The organism is Cellulosimicrobium sp. NPDC030954, from assembly GCF_055571305.1.
This window is the reverse complement of sequence record NZ_JBVIFN010000001.1, coordinates 662555-682855: the sequence shown is the minus strand read 5'-3', so window position 1 is coordinate 682855 and position 20301 is coordinate 662555. Positions and strand designations below refer to the sequence as shown.

Genomic DNA, 20301 nt, shown 5'->3' with positions numbered 1-20301 from the left:
TCTTCTCGTCCGTCACCGCAGCAGCCCCTTCATCTGGAACGTGGGCGTCGCCTCGAGCGCGGCCGCCTCGGCGGCGCGCGCCGCCTCCTTGCGGTTCACGCCGAGCGGCTCGTGCTGGATCTGGTCGTGCAGCGCCAGGATCGCGTTGATGAGCATCTCCGGCCGCGGCGGGCAGCCGGGCAGGTAGATGTCCACGGGCACGATGTGGTCGACGCCCTGCACGATCGCGTAGTTGTTGAACATGCCGCCGCTGGACGCGCACACGCCCATCGAGAGCACCCACTTGGGCTCGCTCATCTGGTCGTAGACCTGCCGCACGACCGGCGCCATCTTCTGGCTCACGCGCCCGGCCACGATCATGAGGTCCGCCTGGCGCGGCGAGGCCCGGAAGACCTCCATGCCGAAGCGCGACAGGTCGAACCGCGACGCGCCGGCGGCCATCATCTCGATGGCGCAGCACGCGAGCCCGAACGTCACGGGCCACAGCGACGCCTTGCGCAGGTACCCCGCGAGGTCCTCGATCGTGGTGAGCAAGAAGCCCGAGGGAGCCTCCTCGATCCCCATGGTGTTCTCCTAGTTCTCTCGCCGGTGCCCGCTGGCGCGAACGATCGGTCGCCTGCTCAGTCCCACTCGAGACCACCCCGGCGCCACTCGTAGACGAACGGGACCGTGATGAGCGCGAGGAACGCGAGCATCGCGACGAGGCCGAAGGTCGCGAGCGTCGCGAAGTCGACCGCCCACGGGTAGAGGAAGACGACCTCGATGTCGAAGACGATGAACGTCATGGCGACGAGGTAGTACTTGATCGGGAAGCGCCCGCCGCCGATCGCGTGGGGCGTGGGCTCGATGCCGCACTCGTAGGCGTCGAGCTTGGCGCGGTTGTACCGCTTGGGGCCGATGACCGCGCTCGCGGCGACACCGCCGAGAGCCAGCACGGCGGCCACGCCCATGAGGACGAGAAGCGGTACGTACGGGTTGGTCATCGCGTACTCCTCGAGTGGGGGCTCGGGACGGGGACGCCCGGGCGGTGCCCGGGAAGACCTGCAGGTGGTGCGAGCGCCCGCGTCGTTGCGGGCCCACCTCGTGGGCTCATGACGAGGGCACCACCCTCGTCAGCCCCGCGATGACGCGGTCGACCCAGTCGCCGCCGCGGGGCTCGTAGCAGTCGGACAGGAGCTTGAGCACGAACCGCATGACGACCGGGCGCGGGAGCCCGTAGCGCGTGCAGATCCGCATGATCTCGGGGTGCTCGATGAGCTTCACGAAGTACCGGCCGAGCGTGTAGTAGCCGCCCAGCTCGCGGCGCATGATCCGCGGGTAGGTCTGCAGCGCGCGCTCGCGGCCGCCGTCGGTGAGCCGCACGCGCGACTGGGCGACGACGTCGGCCGCCGCCCGCCCGGCCTGCATCGCGTACGCGATGCCCTCGCCGTTGAACGGGCTGACCATGCCGCCCGAGTCGCCCACGAGGAGCACGCCGCGCGTGTACAGCGGCGTGCGGTTGAAGCCCATGGGGAGCGCCGCGCCGCGCACGGGGGCGAGCCGGTTCTCCTCCGTGAACTCCCACTCCTCGGGCGCGTTGCGCATCCAGGTGGCGAAGAGGTCCTTGTAGTCGACGTTCGCGGCCGACTGGCGCGCCGGGGTCGAGCTCACCGAGCCGAGCCCGACGTTCGCGGTCCCGTCGCCGAGCGAGAAGATCCAGCCGTACCCCGGCAGCAGGTTCGACTCGCGGGGCTTGCCGTCCCACAGCTCGAGGTGGGACTCCATCCACGGGTCGTCGTGGCGCGGGGTGCGGAAGTACGTGCGGACGGCGACGCCGATCGGGCGGTCCTCGCGCCGCGCGAGGCCGAGCGCGAGCGCGAAGCGCGACGAGACGCCGTCGGCCGCGACGACGACGGGCGCGCGGTAGGTGACCTCGTCGCCCGCACGCCGACCCTTGTCGTCCACCGGCCGAGCGGTGACGCCGACGACGCGTCCGGTGCGCTCGTCGAGCACGGGGCCCGTGACCGCGGTGCGCTCGAGGAGCTTGGCCCCCGTGCGCTGGGCGTGCTCGGCGAGCGTGCGGTCGAACGAGTGGCGGGCGCGGGCCATGCCGTAGCTCGGGTACGACGCGAGGTCGGGCCACGCGAGCTCCCACGAGCGGCCGCTCGCGACGACGCGCAGGCCCTGGTTCCGGATCCAGCCGTCCTCGGCGCGCGTCGGGACGCCCATGCGCACGAGCTCGGCGACCGCGCGCGGCGTCAGGCCGTCGCCGCAGATCTTGTCGCGCGGGAACGACGACTTCTCGAGCAGGAGGACGCTGAGGCCGGCGGCGGCGCAGTAGTGGGCCGCCGCGGAGCCCGCCGGACCCGCGCCCACGACGATGACGTCGGCGTCGTCGAGCCTCGCGCCCACCGTGCTCACCTCACCGTCCGGTCGTCGGGACATCTCCTGGTGGTCCACCGTGACCCGGGTCGGGACACGGCGCACCCACGGTCCTTGTGAAGTCGGTCACAATGGACATCGTCACTCTAGTCACTCCCGACGCGGGATGTGTAGCAAGGTGACCCTTCCCTGGGAGATCTTGTGACGAAGGTCCTCGCGCGCGGCGACTCCCGGCCCTGTGGATCGGGACCGGCGGGCAAGGGGGCCGGCGCGGCGATGGCCTAGCCTCCCCGCGCCGCCCCCGGTCGCGCGGCGAGCCTCCGCCGCGCGTCGCCGCAGGTCAGCGGCCGCCGGACGACGCTGCGTGCCCTCGTCCCAGGCGGGCGAGCGCCAGGCCGGCGCCGACCGCGAGCGCCGCCGCGGTCGCGAGCCACCACGTGTCGGCCCCGGTGCGCGCCAGGGCGGGGCCGGTCGACGGCGGCTCCCCCGGGGCCGGCGCCGGGCCGGTCCCCGGGACGCCCACGAGGTGCACCGCCTCCAGCACCCCGGCGACCGACCGGCGCGTGGACGACGGCGCGTCCGCCGACATCGCGCCGCTCACCTCCACCCGGCCCACCTCCCCGGGGTCGAGCACGGGCCCCTCCCACGTCGCGGCGCCCGGCGCCACGCCGTCCAGCCGGACGTCGAGCCACGCGCCGAGCCCGGTCCGCGCGACGGCCGGGTCGACGTCGGCGGCGAGGTCCACGAGGACGCGCGCCGCCGTCGGGCCGTCGTTGCGGACCCACAGGTCGCGCGCGACGGTCGCCCCCGGCACGACGAGCGCGTCCGGGCCGAACAGGGACGCCGGGAGGCCCGTCGCCCACGTCGCGCCGTCGGCGCTCAGCCGGAGCGCGTCCTCCTCCCCCGGCGCGGCGCCGGCGCCGGCGCCGGACGAGGCCCCCAACGAGGTCCCCGCTGCGGTGCTCGCCGTCGTCCCCACCGCCGCCTGGCCCGGCCCGGCGAGCACGGCCGCGAGCAGCACGCCGGCGAGCGCGCGGAGCGACCCTCGGGCCGGGCCCCGGCTCACGGGACCACCGCCGGGGTCCTGCGGCGCCGCGAACCTTCGCGCAGTCCCGCCGCGACCTGCCAGGCGCCCCACCCGAGGAGCCCGGCGGCGGCCACGACGGCGACGGTGCGGCGCGTGTCGCCCGACACCGCGGAGCTCACCCACCCGAGCAGCGGGACCGCGTAGACGACGGACCCGCGGAGCTGCACGGGCCGGACGGGCTCCGGGTCGGGCGCGGCGTTCGCGTCGCCCTGCGTCGTGAGGACCCGCGCGTCGTCGGGCCCCACCCCGACGGCGACGACCCGGTGGGTGACGACCTCCGGCCGGCCCGACGCGAGCTGGTACGTCACGACGTCGCCCGGGGCGACGCGCGCGACGTCGACCGGCCGCACGACGACCATCGTCCCGGGCGCGTACGTCGGCCGCATCGACCCGGTGAGCACCGTGTACGGCGTCGCCCCCAGCACGAGCGGCACGACGACCCCCACGAGCGCGAGAGCGACGGCGCACCCGAGCGCGAGCACGCCGAGCGCCCGGGCGAGCGGCCCGTGCCGCCGCGTCGTGCCGCGCTCGCGGTGCCGCCCGCCGCGGGGCCGCTCAGCCACAGGAGACTCCCGAGAGCCCGGTGCCCGCGAGGAGCGCGCCGCGGACCGGGACCGCGTTGCCCGGGACGGAGACCCATCCCGACGCGTGCACGGACTGGACGCTGACCTGCAGGATCGTGCCGCCCAGCAGCAGGTCGAGGATCGACTGCCGGAGCCCGCCGAGCAGCGACTCGGTGATGACGAGCTGCGTCGCCGTGGTCTCGGTGGTCGTCGACTGCCCGCCTCCCGCGATCGTCACGCGGTAGCGGGCCGGGGCGGGCGTCGGGGCGGTCCACCGCACGGTCGCGCTCCGCGCGAGGTTGGTGCCCGTCGTCGTGCACGTCGTCCCGGTCGGGGCGGGGATCGTCGCCGCCGACGCCGTCGTCCAGAGCGACCCGCTCGCCGTCCACCACGCGACGGCCGGGCCGCCGACGAGCGCGAGCGCCACGGCCAGCGCGGCGACCACCCGGAGCCGGGCGCCGCGCGTCACGACGGCCTGCTCTCGAGCGTGACCGTCACCGCGACCTGGGCGCTCAGGCCCTGCCAGTCGCTCGGGCTCCCCGCGGGCAACGTGTAGCGGACGCACACCTGCGTCGTCGCGCCCCGCGCGTACGTCTGCGGGCTGAGCGTCCCGGCGGGCAGGGCCGTCCCCGTGCACGCCCGACCGCACGTCCGCGCCGCTGACCGGCTGCGAGGCCGACCACGTCGCCCACGCCGCGGCCGCCGAGAGCGGGAGCGCGGCGAGCGCGAGCACGACGGCGCCCCGCGCGACGGCACGGCCGCGAGGGACGCGGCCCGCCCCCTGGTCCGGGGTCGGACCGTGCGGCCGTGCGCGGCGGCGGGAGCGGTCGACGCCCACCGTGGGCCTCTCAGAGGTGCTGCTCGAGCGTGAACGTCAGGCTCGACAGGTTCACGACCGAGCTCGTCGCGACCTGGTCCGGCGTGGTCTCGTCGAACGTCAGCGTGACGTCGGCGTCGACCGCCGGGTAGGCCGCGGTCGACGGCGCGACCTCGAACGTCCCGTCGCCGTTGTCCGTCGCCCACGACGGCGGGCCGTCGAGCACGAACGCCACGTCGAGCGCGTCGAGGAGCGCCTGGTCGCCCGTGAGCGTGTCCGTGCCCGCGACGGCGAGCGTCGACTGCAGCGAGTCGCCGGTCGCGGTCACGGTGACCGGCTGGCTGAACGCCAGCACGTCGCCCGGGACGATGCGGACGGCCGTGACGTCCGCGACCGCGGTCCCGTTGAGCGTCCAGGCGGCCGTCCCCAGGGCGAGGTCCAGATCACCGGAGCTGATGTCCCCCGCCTCGGCGACGGCCTGCGAGTCGGACTACAGCGCGTAGGTCCCGGCCCCTCCGAGGAGGAGCAGCGCCCCCGCCCCGATCGCCAGCGCACCCTTGGTCAGGCGTTCCATGTCGTGCCCCCTACGTACCGCGCGCGGGCCCCCGTTGGCCGCGCTCGTCCCTCGACGATAGGTCGGACGACGCGGACCGGCTCGCCCGGGCGCCGTGCGGTACGGGTGAAGTCGCCGCCGGCCGGGGCCCGGGCCGGGCGGTGGGGTCAGGCGGGGCGCGTGCCCCGGTGGAGCGCGACGATCCCGCCGGAGAGGTTGCGGTAGGCCACCTTCTCCCAGCCCGCGCGGAGCAGGAGCCGGCCGAGCCCGACCTGGTCGGGCCAGGCCGCGATGGACTCCGCGAGGTACTCGTACGAGCCGCCCTCGCGCGTCACCGCGGCGGCGATGCGCGGCAGGGCCTGCACGAGGTACTCCTGGTAGACGACCCGGAACGGCGCCCACGTCGGGGTCGAGAACTCGCAGATCACGACGCGCCCGCCCGGCCGCACGACGCGCAGCATCTCGCGCAGCGCCCCGTCGGTGTCGACGACGTTGCGCAGGCCGAACGAGATCGTCACGGCGTCGAACGTCCCGTCCGCGAACGGCAGGCGCGTCGCGTCGCCGGCGACGAACGGGAGGTCGGGCCGGCGCTCCTTGCCGACCTGGAGCATGCCGAACGAGAAGTCGCAGGGCACGACGCGCACCCCGTCGTCGGCGAACGGCTCGGACGACGTCCCGGTCCCGGCCGCGAGGTCGAGGACCTTCTCCCCCGGCAGCGCGCCGACCGCGCGCACCGTCGCCCGGCGCCAGGCACGGTCCTGGCCGAACGACATGATGTCGTTCGTGAGGTCGTAGCGCGAGGCGATCCCGTCGAACATCGACGCGACCTCGGAGGGCTTCTTGTCCAGGTTGGCGCGGGGCATGCCGCCCATGCTTCCACGTCCTCGCACCGCAGGGCGCACCCGCGCGCGCGGCTTACGCTGGGAGGCGATGACTGCAGAACCGTCGGCCACGGCCGCACAGCCCCGACCCCGGCCGAGCATCGTCGTGCGGACCACCCGGGTCCCCGACCTGCCCGGCGGCCTGGGCGCCCTCGTCGACCTCCTGCCCGACGCGCGGCCCCTCGCCTGGGTGCGCCGTGGCGACGGGATCGTGGGCTGGGGCGAGGCGCTGCGGCTCGAGACGTGGGGCCCGGGCCGGTTCGCCGACGCCGAGGCCGCGTGGCACGAGACGCTCGCGCGCGCCGTCGTGCGCGACGAGGTGGGGCTGCCCGGGACGGGTCCGGTCGCGTTCGGCTCGTTCGCGTTCGACGACTCCGCCCCCGGCGACGACGCCCACGACCCGGTCCGCGCGGGCGGCGTGCTCGTCGTGCCGCGCGTCGTCGTCGGCCGACGCGACGGCCAGGCGTGGCTCACGACCGTCGACACCGCCGGCTCCCTGTCGTCCTCCCCGACGGACGCGCTGCGCCGCACGCCGCGCACCCCCGTCACGGCGCCCGGCGAGGTCGCGTGGCACGACGGCGCGCTGCGGGCCGACGACTGGGCCGCCGTCGTGGCGGAGGGCGTCGAGCGCATCCGCTCCGGCGCGCTCGAGAAGGTCGTGCTGGCGCGGGACGTCGTCGCGCACACGGCCGAGCCCGTCGACCCGCGCTGGCTGCTCGCGCGCCTGGCGACGGCGTACGAGGCGTGCTGGACGTTCTCCGTCGACGGCCTCGTGGGCGCGACGCCCGAGCTCCTGGTCCGCAGCGAGAAGGGTCTCGTCACGTCGCGCGTGCTCGCGGGGACGATCCGCCGCGGCGGGCTGTCCGACGACGAGGCGCTCCTGCGGGCGGCCCAGCTCGCCCGGTCGTCGAAGGACCTCGAGGAGCACGAGTACGCCGTGCGGTCGGTCGCGCAGGCCCTCGCCCCGTTCTGCTCGTCGATGAACGTCCCCGACGCGCCGTTCGTGCTGCACCTGCCGAACGTCATGCACCTCGCGTCGGACGTGACCGCGGTCCTCGCGCGCGGCGCGGTCGCGCCGACGACGCCGGGCGGCACCCCGACCCGCACCGCGGCGGGGCCCACGAGCCTCGCGCTCGCCGCGGCCCTGCACCCGTCGGCGGCCGTGTGCGGCACGCCGACGAGCGTCGCGCGCGACGTGATCCGCGAGATCGAGGGCATGGACCGCGGCCGGTACGCCGGGCCCGTCGGGTGGCTCGGCGCGGACGGCGACGGCGAGTGGGGCATCGCGCTGCGCTCGGCCGAGCTCTCGGCGACGGACCCCCGGTCGGTGCGGCTGTTCGCGGGCTGCGGGATCGTCGCCGCCTCCGACCCGGCGGCCGAGGTCGCCGAGTCCGAGGCGAAGCTCGAGCCGATGCGCTACGCGCTCGGCGGAGCCTGAGGACCGCGACGCGCCGTCCGCCTCGTCCGGGCGGTCACGCCTGCGTGCCTGCGTGCGGAACGTCACCCCCGTCGACTTTCGACCGCCACCCGGACGACCGGGCCGGGCGCCCGCGGCGCTGCTAGGTTTCGGGAGGTGTCCGACTCCTCCCAGTTTTCCCGTCCTCGCTCCGCCTCCCCGTCCGGCGTGCTGGTCCGCCGGGCCGTCGTCGCCGACCGCGACGCGGTGTGGCCGCTCGTCCTGGAGCTGCCTCGCCACGACCCCGAGCGGGAGGCGTTCGAGCGGTCCTTCGGCCCCCTGCTCGCCGCGCTCGACACGTACTTCGCGGTCGCGGAGCTGCCCGACCACGGCGTCGTGGGGTACCTGCTCGCGAACCGGCACCTGACCTTCGCGTCCAGCGGCGTCGTCTGCCGGGTCGAGGAGGTCGCGGTCCTCGGGCCGCACCGCCGCCAGGGCATCGGGCGCCACCTGCTCGAGAGCGCCGAGGAGTGGGCCGCCGAGGTCGGGGCGCGCCGCGTCGGGCTCGCGACCGGTCTCTCCAAGGAGTTCTACGTCTCCGGCGGCTACGCCGAGACGGCCGGCTTCTTCACCAAGCGCGTGGAGGCACCGGCCGCGCCGGCCGCGGCCGGCGGCGACGCTCCGTGGGCTCCGAGCCCCGCCGCCGCCGACTGAGCGGGGCCGCACCGACGACGAGCGGCCGGCACGGGATCCGTGCCGGCCGCTCGGTGCGTGCCCGGACCGCGGGGGGACGTCCGTGGCCCGGGCACCCGCCCGCCGCGTTCAGGGGTCGCGGCGGGACGTGGCGCGGGGTGCGGGTCGCGCGTGCCGGCACGACGACCCGCCCCCGCAGATCGTGGGCGCCCCTCGCGGGGCGCCCGCCAGGGTCAGCCCTGGCCGCCGAAGAACCAGTCGAACGGGTTCGGCACGTTGCCCGGGTCGGTCGGGTCGGTCTGCTGGCCCTGGTCGCCGCCCTGCTCGCCCTGGCCGGGGAGCTGCCCCTGACCGCCCTGGCTGCCGTCCTGGCCCGGGAGCTGGCCCTGGCCGGTGGTCTCGTCGTCCGCGGGGCGCGTGGCGAGCGTGACGTCGAGCTCGAGCGTCTTGCCGTCGCGCACCACGGTCAGCGTGGACTTCGCGCCCGCGGCGCGCTCGCGCACGAAGGCGGTGAGCGACTCGGCGCCGCCGACGGCGTGGCCGTCGATCGCGACGATCACGTCGCCGGACCGGATGCCGGCGTCGGCCGCGGGCGACCCGTCGGTGACCTCCTGGACCTCGGCACCGCGACGCGTGACGCCGTCCGCGGTCGCGGTGGCGTCCGCGAGCGTCACGCCGAGGAACGCGTGCTCGGCGGTGCCGTTCGCGATGAGCTGCTCGCTGATCGACTTCGCGAGGTTCACGGGGATGGCGAACCCGAGGCCGATCGAGCCGGACTGGGTGCCGCCTCCCGACAGCGTCGCGATCGACGACGTGATGCCGATGACGCGACCCTGCGCGTCGAACAGCGGGCCGCCGGAGTTGCCGGGGTTGATCGCGGCGTCGATCTGGATGGCGTTCGTCACGACGGACGTCCCGCCGTCCTCGCCCGACGCGGAGACCGGGCGGTCCACGGCCGACACGATGCCGGTCGTCGCGGTGTTCGCGAGGCCGAGCGGGTTGCCGACCGCGAGGACCGACTCGCCGACGCTCACGTCGTCGGAGTCGCCGAGCGTCGCGGGCTGCAGGTCGTCGGGCGCGTCGACGAGCTGCACGACGGCGAGGTCCGTCGCCGGGTCGAGCCCGACGATCTTCGCCTCGAAGAGGCGGCCGTCGCTGAGCGTCACCTGGACGGTGTCGTTCTCCGCGCCGGACACGACGTGGTTGTTCGTGAGCACGTGGCCCTTGTCGTCGATGATGACGCCCGACCCCTCGGCGCCACCCTGCTGGGTCTGCACCTGGATCGCGACGACCGACGGTGAGACGGCCTTCGTCACGGACTCCCAGTTCGGGTTCTGCGAGGACGAGTCGGAGACGGGCGCGGCCGTGTTCTCCTGGTGCTGGCCGACGTCGGCGAGCGACGCCGAGTCCTGGTCGGTGCCGAACGCGCCGGTGAGGCCGGCGGTGCCGACGCTCGCGAGGACCGCGGCCGCGGCGGCCGCGCTCACGACCGGCACCCACGTGCGGCGACGCCGCGGGGCGCCGTCCGCGCCCTGCGCCACCGGGACCGGCGGTGCGGGCGGCGGGCCGTAGGCGCCCGACGGCGCGTGCGGACCGGCGGGGGCGCCCTGGGCGGGGCGCGCGTACGGGTCGTGCATCGGCGTCGCGGCCGCGTGCCCCGACGGCGCGGGCCGGGGCGGCGCGACGTGCTGCACGTGCTGCGGCGCGGCGAGCGGCTGCGTCGGGTGCGTCGTGGGGTACGCGGGCGCCAGCTCGCCGGCGGCGGCCGGGGCGGGGTCCGCGGCCGGGAGGGGCTGCGTCGCGGCGGCCGGGGCCGGCGGCTGCGCGGGCGTCTCGACGGCGACCGTCGCGGCGCGCTCCGCGGCGGCGGGCGTCGTCGCACCGGGCGTCGTGGGCGCCGGCGCCGCGGCGGCCGGTGCGTCGGTGGTCGGCGTGGTGGGGGTGGGCTCGGTGCCCGGGGTGTGGGTCATGGTGGGCCTCCTCGTTTCTGCCCACCACTTCACACCCGCGCGCTTGAACGACGCTTGAACGAGCCTGGGAGTTTGCTGCGAGTTCAGGCGAGCGCCGCGCGCACCGCCTCGTGGACGCTCCCGGCGAGGCGCTGCCCCGCCTCGCGCCGGTCCGCGCGGGGTACGCGCACCTCGAGGACCTGGACGCCGTGGCTCGGCGCGGCCAGCGCGTGCCGCAGCGACGGGACGTCCTGCACGAGCTGGTGGTCCACGCCGTAGCCCGCGCAGAGCTGGGCCAGGTTGGCCCCGTGCGGGGTCGCGAAGACGCGCTCGAACGTGCGGCCCGCCGCCTCCGACGTCTCCCCCAGCGCGCCCGGCTCGAGCCCGGCGAAGATCGAGCCGCCGTCGTCGTTCACCACGACGAGCTGCAGGTCGACGTGCGGCTCGTGCGGACCGCGCAGCAGGCCGCCGGCGTCGTGGAGGAACGTGAGGTCGCCGAGCAGCGCGCGCGTGCGCCGGTGCGGGCGGGCCGTGGCGACCGCCGCGCCGAGCGCGGTGGACACGGTGCCGTCGATCCCGGCGAGGCCGCGGTTCGCCAGGACGCGCGGCGCGTCGGCGTCGAGGCCGAGCACGAGGGCCAGGTCGCGCACGGGGTTGGACGACCCGACGACGAGCAGGTCGTCCGGACCGCACGCGCCCACCACGGCGCGCGCCACGCTCGGGCCGTCGGCCCGCGAGCCGTCGCTCGCGGCGGCGACCACCGCGCCCGCGGCGGCGGAGGCCGCGCGCCAGCGGGAGAGCCACCCGGAACCGGCCGAGGGGTCGCTCGTCGCGGCCGCGCGGTCGTCGGGGCGCGGGTCGAGCCAGGCCGCGGGGACGGCCGGCAGCACGGTCGAGGCGTTGCGCGCGGCGTCGGGCCACGGGCCGGCGCCGGGCGCGACGACGCTCACCGTGACGTCCCACCGCCCGAGCAGGCGCTGCACGGGACGCGAGAGCGTCGGCCGGCCGAGCACGACGACGTGCTCGACGTCGGCCACCAGCGCGTCGACGCCGAGCACGAGAGCGTGCGCGACGACGTGGTTCGGGCCTCCGGCCGCCCCCGACGAGGGTTCGGCGAGCAGCGGCCAGCCGTGCGCCTCGGCGAGGTCGCGGGCGGCCCGACCCGCGCCGTCGCCGGCCACGACCACGGTGCGCGCGCCGGGCGCGGGCACGGAGGCCTCGACGACGGTGCGGCCGGGGAGCACCGCGGCGGGCGCGACCGCGCCCAGGGGGTCGGCGCCGGGCAGCGCGAGCGCGCCGGCGCCCGGCCCGACGCCCGGTCCGGCGACGGCTCCGACGACGGGGACGACGACCGGGACGAGCGGCTCGCGGTACGCGAGGTCGAGGTGCACGGGTCCGGGGTGCCCCCGCCGGGTGCCGGTGGCCTCCCCGAGCGCGCGCGTCACGACGGCGAGGAGGTCGCGCACCTCCCCGGGGCGGCCGTCGGGCGCCGGGACGTCCGCGGCGAACCGCACGGCCGGGCCGAAGATCCCGGCCTGGTGCGTCGTCTGGTTCGCGCCCGTGCCGCGCAGCTCGTGGGGGCGGTCCGCGGTGAGGAGCACGAGCGGGACGCCCGTGTGGTGCGCCTCGAGCACCGCGGGGTGCAGGTTCGCGACGGCCGTCCCCGACGTCGTGACGACGGCGACCGGGCGGGGCAGCTCGACGCCGCCGCGCACGAGCGGCCCGGCGCCGCGCGACAGGCCGAGCGCGAGGAAGCCGGCCGCGCGCTCGTCGACGCGCACGTGCAGCGTGAGCAGGCCCGCGTCGGAGGCGGCCGCGAGCGCGTACGCGAGCGGGGCGCTGCGGGAGCCCGGCGCGAGGACGACGTCCGCGACGCCCTCGTGCAGCAGCCGGTGGACGAGCGCGAACGCGCTGCGGACCGCGGGCGGCTGCTCGTCGAGGCCGTGCAGGAGCGGGTCGACGGGCGTCGCGTCGTCGTCGAGCGGGTGCACCGGGTTCACCGTGCACCGCCCGCGGTCGCGAGCCGGGCGGCGACCCGGTCGAGGCGTTCGCGCCAGCGCCGCTCGGTGTCCGGGTCGGGCGCGGTCGCCGCGAGCGCCGCCTGGGCGGGGACCGGGCGGGTCACGGGCAGGGCGCCGTCGACGGGGACGAGCGGGTGGTCGACGACGTCGGCCGCGAAGAGGTTCACGGTCGCGAGCCCGCACGCGTACGGGAGCTCCGGGAGCGCGGCGGCGAGCGCGACGCCCGCGGCGATGCCCACGGACGACTCGAGCGCGGACGACACGACGACGGGGAGCCCGACCTGCTCGGCGAGCTCGAGGCACGCGCGCACGCCGCCGAGGGGCTGGACCTTGAGGACGACGACGTCCGCGGCGTCGGCCCGCACCACGGCGAGCGGGTCCTCGGCGCGGCGGACCGACTCGTCCGCGGCCACGGGCACGGCCGTGTCGCCCGGCTGCCCGCGCCGGACGGCCGCCAGCCCCGCGACGTCCGCGCACGGCTGCTCGACGTACTCGAGCCCGCCCGCGGCGCGGTCGAGGAGCGGCAGGCGCCGCAGGGCCTCGTCGGCGTCCCACCCACCGTTGGCGTCGACCCGGACGTGCCCGCCCGGCCCGAGGGCGTCGCGCACGGCCTCGAGGCGCGCGACCTCCGCGGCCACGGGCTCGAGCGTCCCGTCGGGTCCGCGCTGGGCGACCTTGACCTTGGCGGTGCGGCACCCGCCGGACGCGGCGACGAGCGCGCGGGCACGGTCGGGCCCGACGGCGGGGACGGTGACGTTGACGGGCACGCGGTCGCGGACGGCGGCGGGCCAGCCCTCGTCGGCCGCCTCGCGGGCGGCCCGGAGCCAGGCGGACGACTCGGCGTCGTCGTAGTCCCAGAACGGCGAGAACTCGCCCCACCCGGCCTCCCCGCGCAGCAGCACGCCGTCGCGGACGTCGAGCCCGCGGAACCGCGTGGTCAGGGGGGTGCGGTAGACGACGGTCTCGAGGCGGTCGGGCACGCCTCCAGGCTAGGCCACCGCGGGCGGCCGCACGCCGCCCGGCGCCGGGTCCCCGCTCACGCGTTGACGAGCACCACGACGACGAGCGCCACGATCACCGCGTTGAACGCGAACGCCACGACGGCGTGGGTCGTGACCATCCGGCGCGTGGCGGTGTCGAGCACGGTCACGTCGGCGGTGGAGAACGTCGTGCTCACGCCCGCGGCGAGGTAGACGTAGTCGGCGAAGGCGCGCGGCCCCCGCCCGGGAAAGGCGAACCCGTCGTCGCCCGCGGCGACGTCGCGCCGGGCGTAGTGCACGGAGTAGGAGACGAGGACCGTCACCCACGAGACGACGATCACCGCGACGCCCAGCACCGTGATCGCGGGGACGGCGGCCCACGCGACCCCCTGCGCGAGCACGAAGCCGACGAGGAGTGCCATGAGCGCGAACTGGACCGACCACGCCGCGGACCCCCCGCCGAGGAGCCACGTGCGCGCCCGGCCCCGGCCCTCGGGGTGCGCGGCGACGAGCGCCCGCTCGAGCGCGGGCCCGCGGCGCCCGGCGAACGCCACGCACGTGAGCGCGCAGTACAGGCCCGACAGCAGGACCCACACGAGGAGGCCGGCCGCGACGGGCGCGGTGTCGTCGTCGAGCCCGAGCGGGCGCGCCGCGAGGACGGCGGCGAGGGGTCCCAGCACGAGGGCGACGCCGGTCGAGGTGAGCGAGCGGACGCTCTCCGGGACCAGGCGGTCGCGCAGCGCGGGTCGGGCGGGCGACGGTCGGGTGCTCATGGGCCGCGAGGCTATCCCGGCGGTCCGGCGTGGTGCCCGCGCCGTCCCCCGCGCGGTCGTCAGGCGGCGCGCGCCCGGCCGACGAGGTCGCCGACGAGCTGCACGGCGAGCTCGCGCACGTCCCGGCCCTCGCTGAGCGCGCTCACGGCGGCCCCGTCCACCACGGCGACGAGCAGCCCGGGCGGCACGGACGCGAGGCCGCGCACCGCGAGGAGCTGGCCGACGGCGTCGTCGAGCCCCTGGCGGCCCTCGCCGTACGCGCGCGCGAGCGCCGGGTAGCGGCCCGCGCCGACGAGGTGCTCGTAGAAGCCGCGCAGCTCGCTCTCGCCGCCGGGAGGCAGCACGGCGTCGACGAGCACGTGCGCGTCCTGGCGCGCGTGGTCCCCGCCCCGCGCGGCCCGCTCGGCGGCGCCGCGCGCGTGGTCCGCCCACCCGGCGACGACGACCTCGCCGGCCGCGCCGATGAGGTCGTCGAGGCCGGTGAAGTAGTAGGTCGTGGCGGCGAGCGGGACGTCGGCCCGGGACGCGACGGCCCGGTGGGTCACCGCGGCGGGCCCCTCCTGGAGGATGAGGTCCACGGCGGCGCGCACGATCGCGTCGCGGCGCGCCACGCCGCGCGCCTGGCGGCGCGGCGCGGGCCGCGGGTCGACGGTCTCGGTCGGCATCGGTGTCAGTGCCCTCCCCCGGAGAGGTTGAGCCCGACGACGCCGGCGACGATCAGCACGAGGGAGATCACCTTGAGGACCGTCACGGGCTCGTCGAACAGGACGACGGCGAGGACGGCGGTGAGCGACGCGCCGATCCCCACCCAGACACCGTAGGCCACGCCGACGGGCAGGGACTTCAGGGCGATGCTCAGGCCGACCATGCTCAGGACGAGCATGCCGACGAACCCGACGCTCGGCCACAGCTTCGTGAAGCCGTGCGACGCCTTGAGGCTGAGAGCCCAGCCGGCCTCGAGCATGCCGGAGAGGATGAGGACGATCCATGCCATGGGGAGACTCCCTCGGGTCGGCGCACCGGGTGGCAGGCCCGCCGTCGTGCGCAGAACTGGTACTAACGTACCAGTTTCTCGGAGCCGGTCAAGGACGCCGCCCGCAGCACGCGGACCACGCGCTCGACGTCGCCGTCGCGCACGCGCGCGGTGCCGACCACCACCCCCGGCTCGTGGCGGTCCACCCCCGTCCCGCTCAGCGGCTCGGCGGGCACCCCCGCCGCCAGCAGCCCGGCGACCGCGGCGCGCTCGGCGGCCGGGCCCGGGAGCGGGACGACGAGGTGCAGCCCGGCGGCGACCCCGCCCACCTCGACCCCCGGCAGGGCGCGCGCGAGCGCGTCGAGCAGCAGGCGCCGCCGCCGCTGGTACACGAGCCGGGCCCGGCGCAGGTGGCGCTGGTAGGCACCCGACCCGAGCAGCGCCGCGAGCGCCGCCTGCTCGGGCACGGACGTCCCGAGGTCCGCGTGCCGCTTCGCCTCCACCAGGGGCCCGACGACGCGCGGCGGCACCACGACCCAGCCGAGCCGCAGCGCGGGCGAGAGCAGCTTCGACACGGAGCCGAGCAGCACGACGCGCTCCGGGTCCAGGGCCTGCACCGAGGCGACCGGCTCCCGGTCGTAGCGCAGCTCGGCGTCGTAGTCGTCCTCGAGGACGAGGCGGTCGCCCGCCGCGGCCCAGGCGAGCAGGGCGCGCCGTCGCGCGGGACCGAGCACGACCCCGCGCGGGAACTGGTGGGCGGGCGTCACGAGGACGGCGCGGGCGTCGTCGGGCAGCAGGTCCGCGCGCAGGCCCTCGACGTCCACGGGCACGCCGACGGTCTGCAGGCCGGCGTCGCGCAGCAGCTCGAGCGCCCCGCGCGACGACGGGTCCTCGACCGCCACGCGCACGGGCCCCGCGGGTCGTGCGCCCGCGACCCGGCCTGCCGTCAGCAGCCGGGCGAGGAGGGAGAGCGCCTGCGCGACCCCGCTCACCACCACCACGTCCTCCGCCGCGACGTGGGCCCCCCGCGCGCGGCGCAGGTGGACCGCGAGCGCCTCGCGCAGCGCCGGCAGCCCCTGCGGGTCCGGGTAGCCCAGGTCCGCGTCGGCCAGTCCCCGCACCCCGTCGCGCACGGCGCGCGCCCACGCGGCGCGGGGGAAGAGCGCGGGGTCGGGCGTGCCGACGCTCACCGGCCGCGCCCCCGGCGCCGGGCGGGGCCCCGAGCCGGGCTCGGTGTCGGGCCAGGTGCCGGGCGCCGCACCGCCCGTGCGGGGCGCCACGGTCCCCGCACGGCCCGACGGCGGCGCGGGCAGCGCCGCGACGACCACCCCCGACCGGGGCCGGGCCACGAGCAGCCCCTCCCCGACGAGCACGTCGACGGCGGTGGTCACCGTGCCGCGCGAGACGCCGAGCGCCGCCGCCGCGTCGCGGCTCGACGGGAGCACGGCGCCCGCCTCGAGGCGCCCGTCCGCCACGGCCGCGCGCAGGCCGGCCTGCAGCCAGCGGCCGACGTCACGACCCGGGCGCGGCCCGAGGAGGAGCAGCAGCGCGTCGGGCTCGGTCCGGGTCGTCATCTGGCCCAGTGAACCAGGCACGATCTGGACCTGCACCCTGGTCCAGGCTCGTCCCTACCGTCGACGCATGACCCTCGCTCCTCGCTCTCCCCGCGGCGTTCCGTCCGACCGCGCACCCGACCGCCCCGGAACCGCGCGGTCGGGCGACGTCCGGTGCGCCGCCGGCATGGTGATCGTCGGCTCGTCGTTCGTCGCGTCCGCCGCCCTCGCCGACTTCCCGGTGCTCGGCGGGCAGGCCGCGCGCTACGCCGTCGCGGCGCTCGTCCTGCTCGCCGTCCTCGCCGCGCGCCGCGTGCCGTGGGTCCTGCCGTCGCCGCGCGCGCTGCTGCGCCTCCTCGCGCTCGCCGCGACCGGGCTCGTGGGGTTCAGCGTCCTCGTCGTCGAGAGCGCGGGCCGCGCGGACCCGTCCCTCGTCGGGGCGGTCGTCGGTGCCTCGCCGGTCGTGCTCGCGGCGGCGGCCGCGCTGCGGGCGCGCCGCGTCGCGGTCCGGACCCTCGCGGCGGCGGCCGTGGTGACGGCCGGCGTCGTGGTCGTGGAGGGCGGCGGCGCCGGCGACCCCGTCGGCGTCGCGCTCGCGCTCGGCGCGCTCGCGTGCGAGGTGTGCTTCTCGCTGCTCGCCGTGCCGCTCCTGCCGACGCTCGGTGCGCTGCGCGTCTCCGCGTACGCGTGCGTCCTGGCCGTCCCGCAGCTCGCGCTGCTCGGCCTCGTCCGGCAGCAGGTCACGGGGCAGCCGTTCCTCGTCGTGCCCGACGCGGCCGAGCTCGCCGCGCTCGCGTACCTCGCCGTCGTCGTCACGGCCGTGGCGTTCCTGCTCTGGTACTCCGGGCTCGCCGCGATCGGCCCCGCGCGGGCCGGGCTGTTCGCGGGTCTCCTGCCCGTCGCGGCGCTCGGGGCCTCCGTCGCCCTCGGGTTCGAGGCGCTCGACGCCCGCTCCCTCGTCGGGACCCTCGTCGTCGGGGCGGGACTCGTCCTCGGCCTCGCGACGACGTCGCGGCGCCCCGACGTGCCGGCGCCCGCACGCCGCGTCGAGGGGCCGGCCCCCGCACCGAGCGCGGGTCTCGCCCCGCAGCGGCTACCGTGACGGTCGTGAGCAGCACCGACCCCGCCCCCGCCACCCCCGCCGACGCCCCCCGCCCGCACGCGCTCCCGCGCCAGGTGTCCGAGACGTTCGACCCGAGCGCCTGGCGCGACGTCGCCGGGTTCGAGGAGCTGACCGACGTCACCTACCACCGGGGCGTGGAGCGCGACGTGGACGGCGCCGTCGTGCGCGACCTGCCCGTCGTGCGCGTCGCGTTCGACCGGCCCGAGGTGCGCAACGCGTTCCGCCCCCACACCGTGGACGAGCTGTACCGCGTGCTCGACCACGCGCGCATGACGTCCGACGTCGGGACCGTGCTCCTCACGGGCAACGGGCCCTCGCCCAAGGACGGCGGGTGGGCGTTCTGCTCGGGCGGCGACCAGCGGATCCGCGGACGCTCCGGCTACCAGTACACGACCGCGCCCGACGGCGGCGGCGAGGTGCACACGCGCGACGCCGTCGACCCGGGGCGTGCGGGGCGCCTGCACATCCTCGAGGTGCAGCGGCTGATCCGGACGATGCCCAAGGTCGTGGTCGCGGTCGTCAACGGGTGGGCGGCCGGCGGCGGGCACTCGCTGCACGTCGTCGCGGACCTGTCGATCGCGAGCCGCGAGCACGCGCGGTTCAAGCAGACCGACGCGAACGTCGGCTCGTTCGACGGGGGCTACGGCTCGGCGTACCTGGCGCGGCAGGTGGGGCAGAAGCGGGCGCGGGAGATCTTCTTCCTCGCGCGGGAGTACTCGGCGCAGGACGCGTACGAGTGGGGCGCGGTCAACGAGGTCGCGGACCACGCCGACCTGGAGGCGCTCGCGATCGAGTACGCGCGGGTGATCGCGACGAAGTCGCCGCAGGCGGTCCGGATGCTCAAGTTCGCGTTCAACCTCGCGGACGACGGGCTCATGGGCCAGCAGGTCTTCGCGGGCGAGGCGACGCGGCTGGCGTACCTCACGGACGAGGCCGTGGAGGGCCGCGACGCGTTCCTCGAACGCCGCGACCCGGACTGGGGCCGGTTCGGCTACGCGTTCTGACCTGCGGGTCAGGAGCCGCCGACGAAGCTCGTCAGCATCTCGATGAGGCCGCGGCCGACGAACGCCGCGGCGACGGCGAGGCCGAACAGGAGCCCCACCGAGATCGCGACGGGCGCGGCCGAGCGGGCGACGCCGGGCTCGTCGTCGCGCGGCGTGCGCGGCGCGTAGGACGGCGGGAGCCGGCCCTCGGTCGAGCGCGGGGCGCCCTCACCGGGGGTGCCGGGCTGGGACGGGTGGACGGGGTGCGGGACGACGGTTGCCATGACTCCACGGTGCCGCCCGGGACCCCGTCGGCGCGTCGGCCCCGCGGCTCGACCTGCGTGGCCGGCGGTCCCCCTCGGGGCGGAGCGGTCGTACGCCGTGGGGAGGACCCGGGAGTCCGCCACCGGACGAGGGGGCCGTCAGGAGATCTCCCAGCTCCCCGACCCGATCGGCACGAGCTCGATCCACGACGCCCCGGGCTCGAGCTCGACGGGCGCGCCGTCCGCCCCGGTGAGCACGAGCGGGGCGTCGACGGCTTCCTTGGACCACGACACCGCCACCTGCTTGCCACCGCTCGCGACGACGCCCTCGCCGGTCCCGACGAGCTTCGTCTCCGGGACGGGCACCCCCGCGGGGTCCTTGAACGAGGTGTTCTCCATCGTCGCCGCGAGCAGGACGACGTTCGTGGCCGCGAGCCGCACCTCGTCCGACGACACGGCGGGCGTGTCGCCCTCGCTGCGCACGTACCGGCCCTCGTCGGCGCTCCACTCCCACACGGCGCGGCTCGCGTGCGTGAGCCGGACGTCGAGCCGCGTCGCGGGCGCGCCCCCCACGGTGGCCGTCGCGGTCCCCGGCTCCCGGGCGAAGGCGAGCTGGGCGGGCGGGGGCGACGTGCGGTCGCCGTCGGCCTGGGCCCAGAACGCCTCCGGGCTGCCGTACACGTTGTGCGGCGCGCGGCGCGCCCGGGTCGTGGTGAACCCGTCGTCGCCGTGGTCCATCACGACCGACTGGGTGCCCGCCGCGCCGACGGCGTCGACGAAGGGATCCTGGCCGCCGGTGTACGCGAGGATCCCGTGCAGCGGCCCGACGATCGCCGGGTCCATGGGCCGGACGGACCGGACGGGCCCCACGGTCTCGGGGACCTGCGAGTGGTAGACGGCGACGAAGCGCGTGATACCGCCCTCGACGACCTCCTCCCACACGACGTCGGCCTGCTCGAGGCCCGTCTGCGGGCGCGCCTGCGGCGCGTTCTCGATCTTCACCGCGAGCGCCGGCCGGTCGGCGACCTCCTCGGCCGCGACCCCGGTGAGCGGCCACACCAGCGGCACGTCCGGCTCCGGCGGCGTGCCCTTGTCCGCGGAGACGTCCGCGTCGACCGTCTCCGTGGTGGGCGCGGCCGGCTCGCCGCCGCACCCCGCGAGCAGGACCGTCGCCGCGGCGAGCGCGGCGACCAGCCCCGCCCGGAGCGCGCCGGACCCTCGTCCCGTCCTCGTCATCCTCGACCTTCCCGTCGGCCCAGGACCCGGTCCTGGGGCAGCCCCTGCGACGGACGTGCGTTTCCCGGCCACCCTACGGCCCGGCCTACGCTGATC

General features: G+C 77.1%; 20 protein-coding genes and 1 pseudogene. 4 read left to right on the top strand and 17 right to left on the bottom strand.

What is annotated here, in order from left to right; translation table 11 throughout:
• Positions 1 to 12 precede the first annotated feature (12 nt).
• From ACZ402_RS02825 to ACZ402_RS02790, 8 genes and pseudogenes are all read right to left on the bottom strand, one after another.
• Complete coding sequence (locus ACZ402_RS02825) at positions 13 to 564, bottom strand: NuoB/complex I 20 kDa subunit family protein (RefSeq protein WP_047234408.1); 552 nt, start codon at positions 562 to 564, stop codon at positions 13 to 15.
• 56 nt (positions 565 to 620) lie between these two features.
• Positions 621 to 983: an NADH-quinone oxidoreductase subunit A gene (locus ACZ402_RS02820; RefSeq protein WP_047234407.1), complete on the bottom strand. Its 363-nt coding sequence runs from the start codon at positions 981 to 983 to the stop codon at positions 621 to 623.
• A gap of 106 nt (positions 984 to 1089) precedes the next feature.
• Positions 1090 to 2424, bottom strand: coding sequence for a geranylgeranyl reductase family protein (locus ACZ402_RS02815; protein ID WP_375822322.1), 1335 nt, complete (start codon positions 2422 to 2424; stop codon positions 1090 to 1092).
• Between the two features lie 277 nt (positions 2425 to 2701).
• Entirely contained in the window at positions 2702 to 3427 is a 726-nt protein-coding gene (locus ACZ402_RS02810; RefSeq protein WP_375822323.1) for a hypothetical protein, read from the bottom strand.
• Positions 3424 to 4011 carry a signal peptidase I gene (locus tag ACZ402_RS02805; RefSeq protein ID WP_375822324.1) on the bottom strand — a complete coding sequence of 196 codons (588 nt, stop codon included), beginning with the start codon at positions 4009 to 4011 and terminating at the stop codon, positions 3424 to 3426. The genes ACZ402_RS02810 and ACZ402_RS02805 overlap by 4 nt, the downstream gene beginning before the upstream one ends.
• A complete protein-coding gene (locus ACZ402_RS02800) occupies positions 4004 to 4480 on the bottom strand; it encodes a hypothetical protein (RefSeq protein WP_375822325.1) in 477 nt (158 codons plus the stop codon). Before ACZ402_RS02800 ends, ACZ402_RS02805 begins: the two co-directional genes overlap by 8 nt.
• 379 nt (positions 4481 to 4859) lie before the next feature.
• Positions 4860 to 5297: pseudogene (locus ACZ402_RS02795) on the bottom strand (alternate-type signal peptide domain-containing protein); the annotation flags it as partial.
• A 251-nt stretch (positions 5298 to 5548) separates the two neighbouring features.
• Positions 5549 to 6244 (bottom strand): demethylmenaquinone methyltransferase, encoded by a 696-nt coding sequence (locus tag ACZ402_RS02790; protein ID WP_375822744.1) that lies wholly within the window; start codon positions 6242 to 6244, stop codon positions 5549 to 5551.
• A gap of 67 nt (positions 6245 to 6311) precedes the next feature.
• Here ACZ402_RS02790 and ACZ402_RS02785 point away from each other — a divergent pair, with 67 nt between their 5' ends.
• Both ACZ402_RS02785 and ACZ402_RS02780 read left to right on the top strand, forming a co-directional pair.
• Positions 6312 to 7700: an isochorismate synthase gene (locus tag ACZ402_RS02785; RefSeq protein ID WP_375822326.1), complete on the top strand. Its 1389-nt coding sequence runs from the start codon at positions 6312 to 6314 to the stop codon at positions 7698 to 7700.
• 135 nt (positions 7701 to 7835) lie between these two features.
• Entirely contained in the window at positions 7836 to 8372 is a 537-nt protein-coding gene (locus ACZ402_RS02780) for a GNAT family N-acetyltransferase (RefSeq protein WP_375822327.1), read from the top strand.
• Between the two features lie 212 nt (positions 8373 to 8584).
• Here ACZ402_RS02780 and ACZ402_RS02775 read toward each other — a convergent pair whose 3' ends face one another.
• The 7 genes from ACZ402_RS02775 to pdxR form a co-directional block, all read right to left on the bottom strand.
• The gene (locus tag ACZ402_RS02775; protein WP_375822328.1) at positions 8585 to 10321 is read right to left on the bottom strand and encodes a S1C family serine protease; all 1737 of its coding nucleotides are present in this window, start codon (positions 10319 to 10321) and stop codon (positions 8585 to 8587) included.
• Between the two features lie 83 nt (positions 10322 to 10404).
• On the bottom strand, positions 10405 to 12291 hold the full coding sequence (menD, locus tag ACZ402_RS02770; protein WP_375822329.1) for a 2-succinyl-5-enolpyruvyl-6-hydroxy-3-cyclohexene-1-carboxylic-acid synthase: 1887 nt from the start codon (positions 12289 to 12291) through the stop codon (positions 10405 to 10407).
• 5 nt (positions 12292 to 12296) lie between these two features.
• Positions 12297 to 13301 (bottom strand): o-succinylbenzoate synthase, encoded by a 1005-nt coding sequence (locus ACZ402_RS02765; RefSeq protein WP_375822330.1) that lies wholly within the window; start codon positions 13299 to 13301, stop codon positions 12297 to 12299.
• A gap of 56 nt (positions 13302 to 13357) precedes the next feature.
• On the bottom strand, positions 13358 to 14074 hold the full coding sequence (locus tag ACZ402_RS02760) for a DUF1345 domain-containing protein (RefSeq protein WP_375822331.1): 717 nt from the start codon (positions 14072 to 14074) through the stop codon (positions 13358 to 13360).
• 59 nt (positions 14075 to 14133) lie between these two features.
• Complete coding sequence (locus ACZ402_RS02755; protein WP_375822332.1) at positions 14134 to 14739, bottom strand: TetR/AcrR family transcriptional regulator; 606 nt, start codon at positions 14737 to 14739, stop codon at positions 14134 to 14136.
• 5 nt (positions 14740 to 14744) lie between these two features.
• The gene (locus ACZ402_RS02750; protein ID WP_375822333.1) at positions 14745 to 15068 is read right to left on the bottom strand and encodes a DMT family transporter; all 324 of its coding nucleotides are present in this window, start codon (positions 15066 to 15068) and stop codon (positions 14745 to 14747) included.
• Positions 15069 to 15130: 62 nt separating this feature from the next.
• Complete coding sequence (gene pdxR, locus ACZ402_RS02745; RefSeq protein ID WP_375822334.1) at positions 15131 to 16621, bottom strand: MocR-like pyridoxine biosynthesis transcription factor PdxR; 1491 nt, start codon at positions 16619 to 16621, stop codon at positions 15131 to 15133.
• 67 nt (positions 16622 to 16688) lie between these two features.
• Here pdxR and ACZ402_RS02740 point away from each other — a divergent pair, with 67 nt between their 5' ends.
• Positions 16689 to 17702 (top strand): EamA family transporter, encoded by a 1014-nt coding sequence (locus ACZ402_RS02740; protein ID WP_375822335.1) that lies wholly within the window; start codon positions 16689 to 16691, stop codon positions 17700 to 17702.
• Between the two features lie 5 nt (positions 17703 to 17707).
• Positions 17708 to 18727, top strand: coding sequence for a 1,4-dihydroxy-2-naphthoyl-CoA synthase (locus tag ACZ402_RS02735; RefSeq protein ID WP_375822336.1), 1020 nt, complete (start codon positions 17708 to 17710; stop codon positions 18725 to 18727).
• An 8-nt stretch (positions 18728 to 18735) separates the two neighbouring features.
• On the opposite strand, the gene ACZ402_RS02730 is transcribed toward ACZ402_RS02735, so the two are convergent.
• Entirely contained in the window at positions 18736 to 18990 is a 255-nt protein-coding gene (locus ACZ402_RS02730; protein ID WP_375822337.1) for a hypothetical protein, read from the bottom strand.
• A 138-nt stretch (positions 18991 to 19128) separates the two neighbouring features.
• On the bottom strand, positions 19129 to 20205 hold the full coding sequence (locus tag ACZ402_RS02725; protein WP_375822338.1) for a DUF3048 domain-containing protein: 1077 nt from the start codon (positions 20203 to 20205) through the stop codon (positions 19129 to 19131).
• Positions 20206 to 20301 lie beyond the last annotated feature (96 nt).

Excerpts from the sequence above, each read along its gene's own strand:
- ACZ402_RS02760 (WP_375822331.1), bottom strand. The coding sequence starts at position 14,074 with ATGAGCACCCGACCGTCGCCCGCCCGACCCGCGCTGCGCGACCGCCTG.
- ACZ402_RS02820 (WP_047234407.1), bottom strand. The coding sequence starts at position 983 with ATGACCAACCCGTACGTACCGCTTCTCGTCCTCATGGGCGTGGCCGCC.
- ACZ402_RS02730 (WP_375822337.1), bottom strand. The coding sequence starts at position 18,990 with ATGGCAACCGTCGTCCCGCACCCCGTCCACCCGTCCCAGCCCGGCACC.
- ACZ402_RS02775 (WP_375822328.1), bottom strand. The coding sequence starts at position 10,321 with ATGACCCACACCCCGGGCACCGAGCCCACCCCCACCACGCCGACCACC.
- ACZ402_RS02755 (WP_375822332.1), bottom strand. The coding sequence starts at position 14,739 with ATGCCGACCGAGACCGTCGACCCGCGGCCCGCGCCGCGCCGCCAGGCG.
- ACZ402_RS02725 (WP_375822338.1), bottom strand. The coding sequence starts at position 20,205 with ATGACGAGGACGGGACGAGGGTCCGGCGCGCTCCGGGCGGGGCTGGTC.
- pdxR (WP_375822334.1), bottom strand. The coding sequence starts at position 16,621 with ATGACGACCCGGACCGAGCCCGACGCGCTGCTGCTCCTCCTCGGGCCG.
- ACZ402_RS02785 (WP_375822326.1), top strand. The coding sequence starts at position 6,312 with ATGACTGCAGAACCGTCGGCCACGGCCGCACAGCCCCGACCCCGGCCG.
- ACZ402_RS02815 (WP_375822322.1), bottom strand. The coding sequence starts at position 2,424 with ATGTCCCGACGACCGGACGGTGAGGTGAGCACGGTGGGCGCGAGGCTC.
- ACZ402_RS02825 (WP_047234408.1), bottom strand. The coding sequence starts at position 564 with ATGGGGATCGAGGAGGCTCCCTCGGGCTTCTTGCTCACCACGATCGAG.
- ACZ402_RS02740 (WP_375822335.1), top strand. The coding sequence starts at position 16,689 with ATGACCCTCGCTCCTCGCTCTCCCCGCGGCGTTCCGTCCGACCGCGCA.
- ACZ402_RS02790 (WP_375822744.1), bottom strand. The coding sequence starts at position 6,244 with ATGCCCCGCGCCAACCTGGACAAGAAGCCCTCCGAGGTCGCGTCGATG.
- ACZ402_RS02750 (WP_375822333.1), bottom strand. The coding sequence starts at position 15,068 with ATGGCATGGATCGTCCTCATCCTCTCCGGCATGCTCGAGGCCGGCTGG.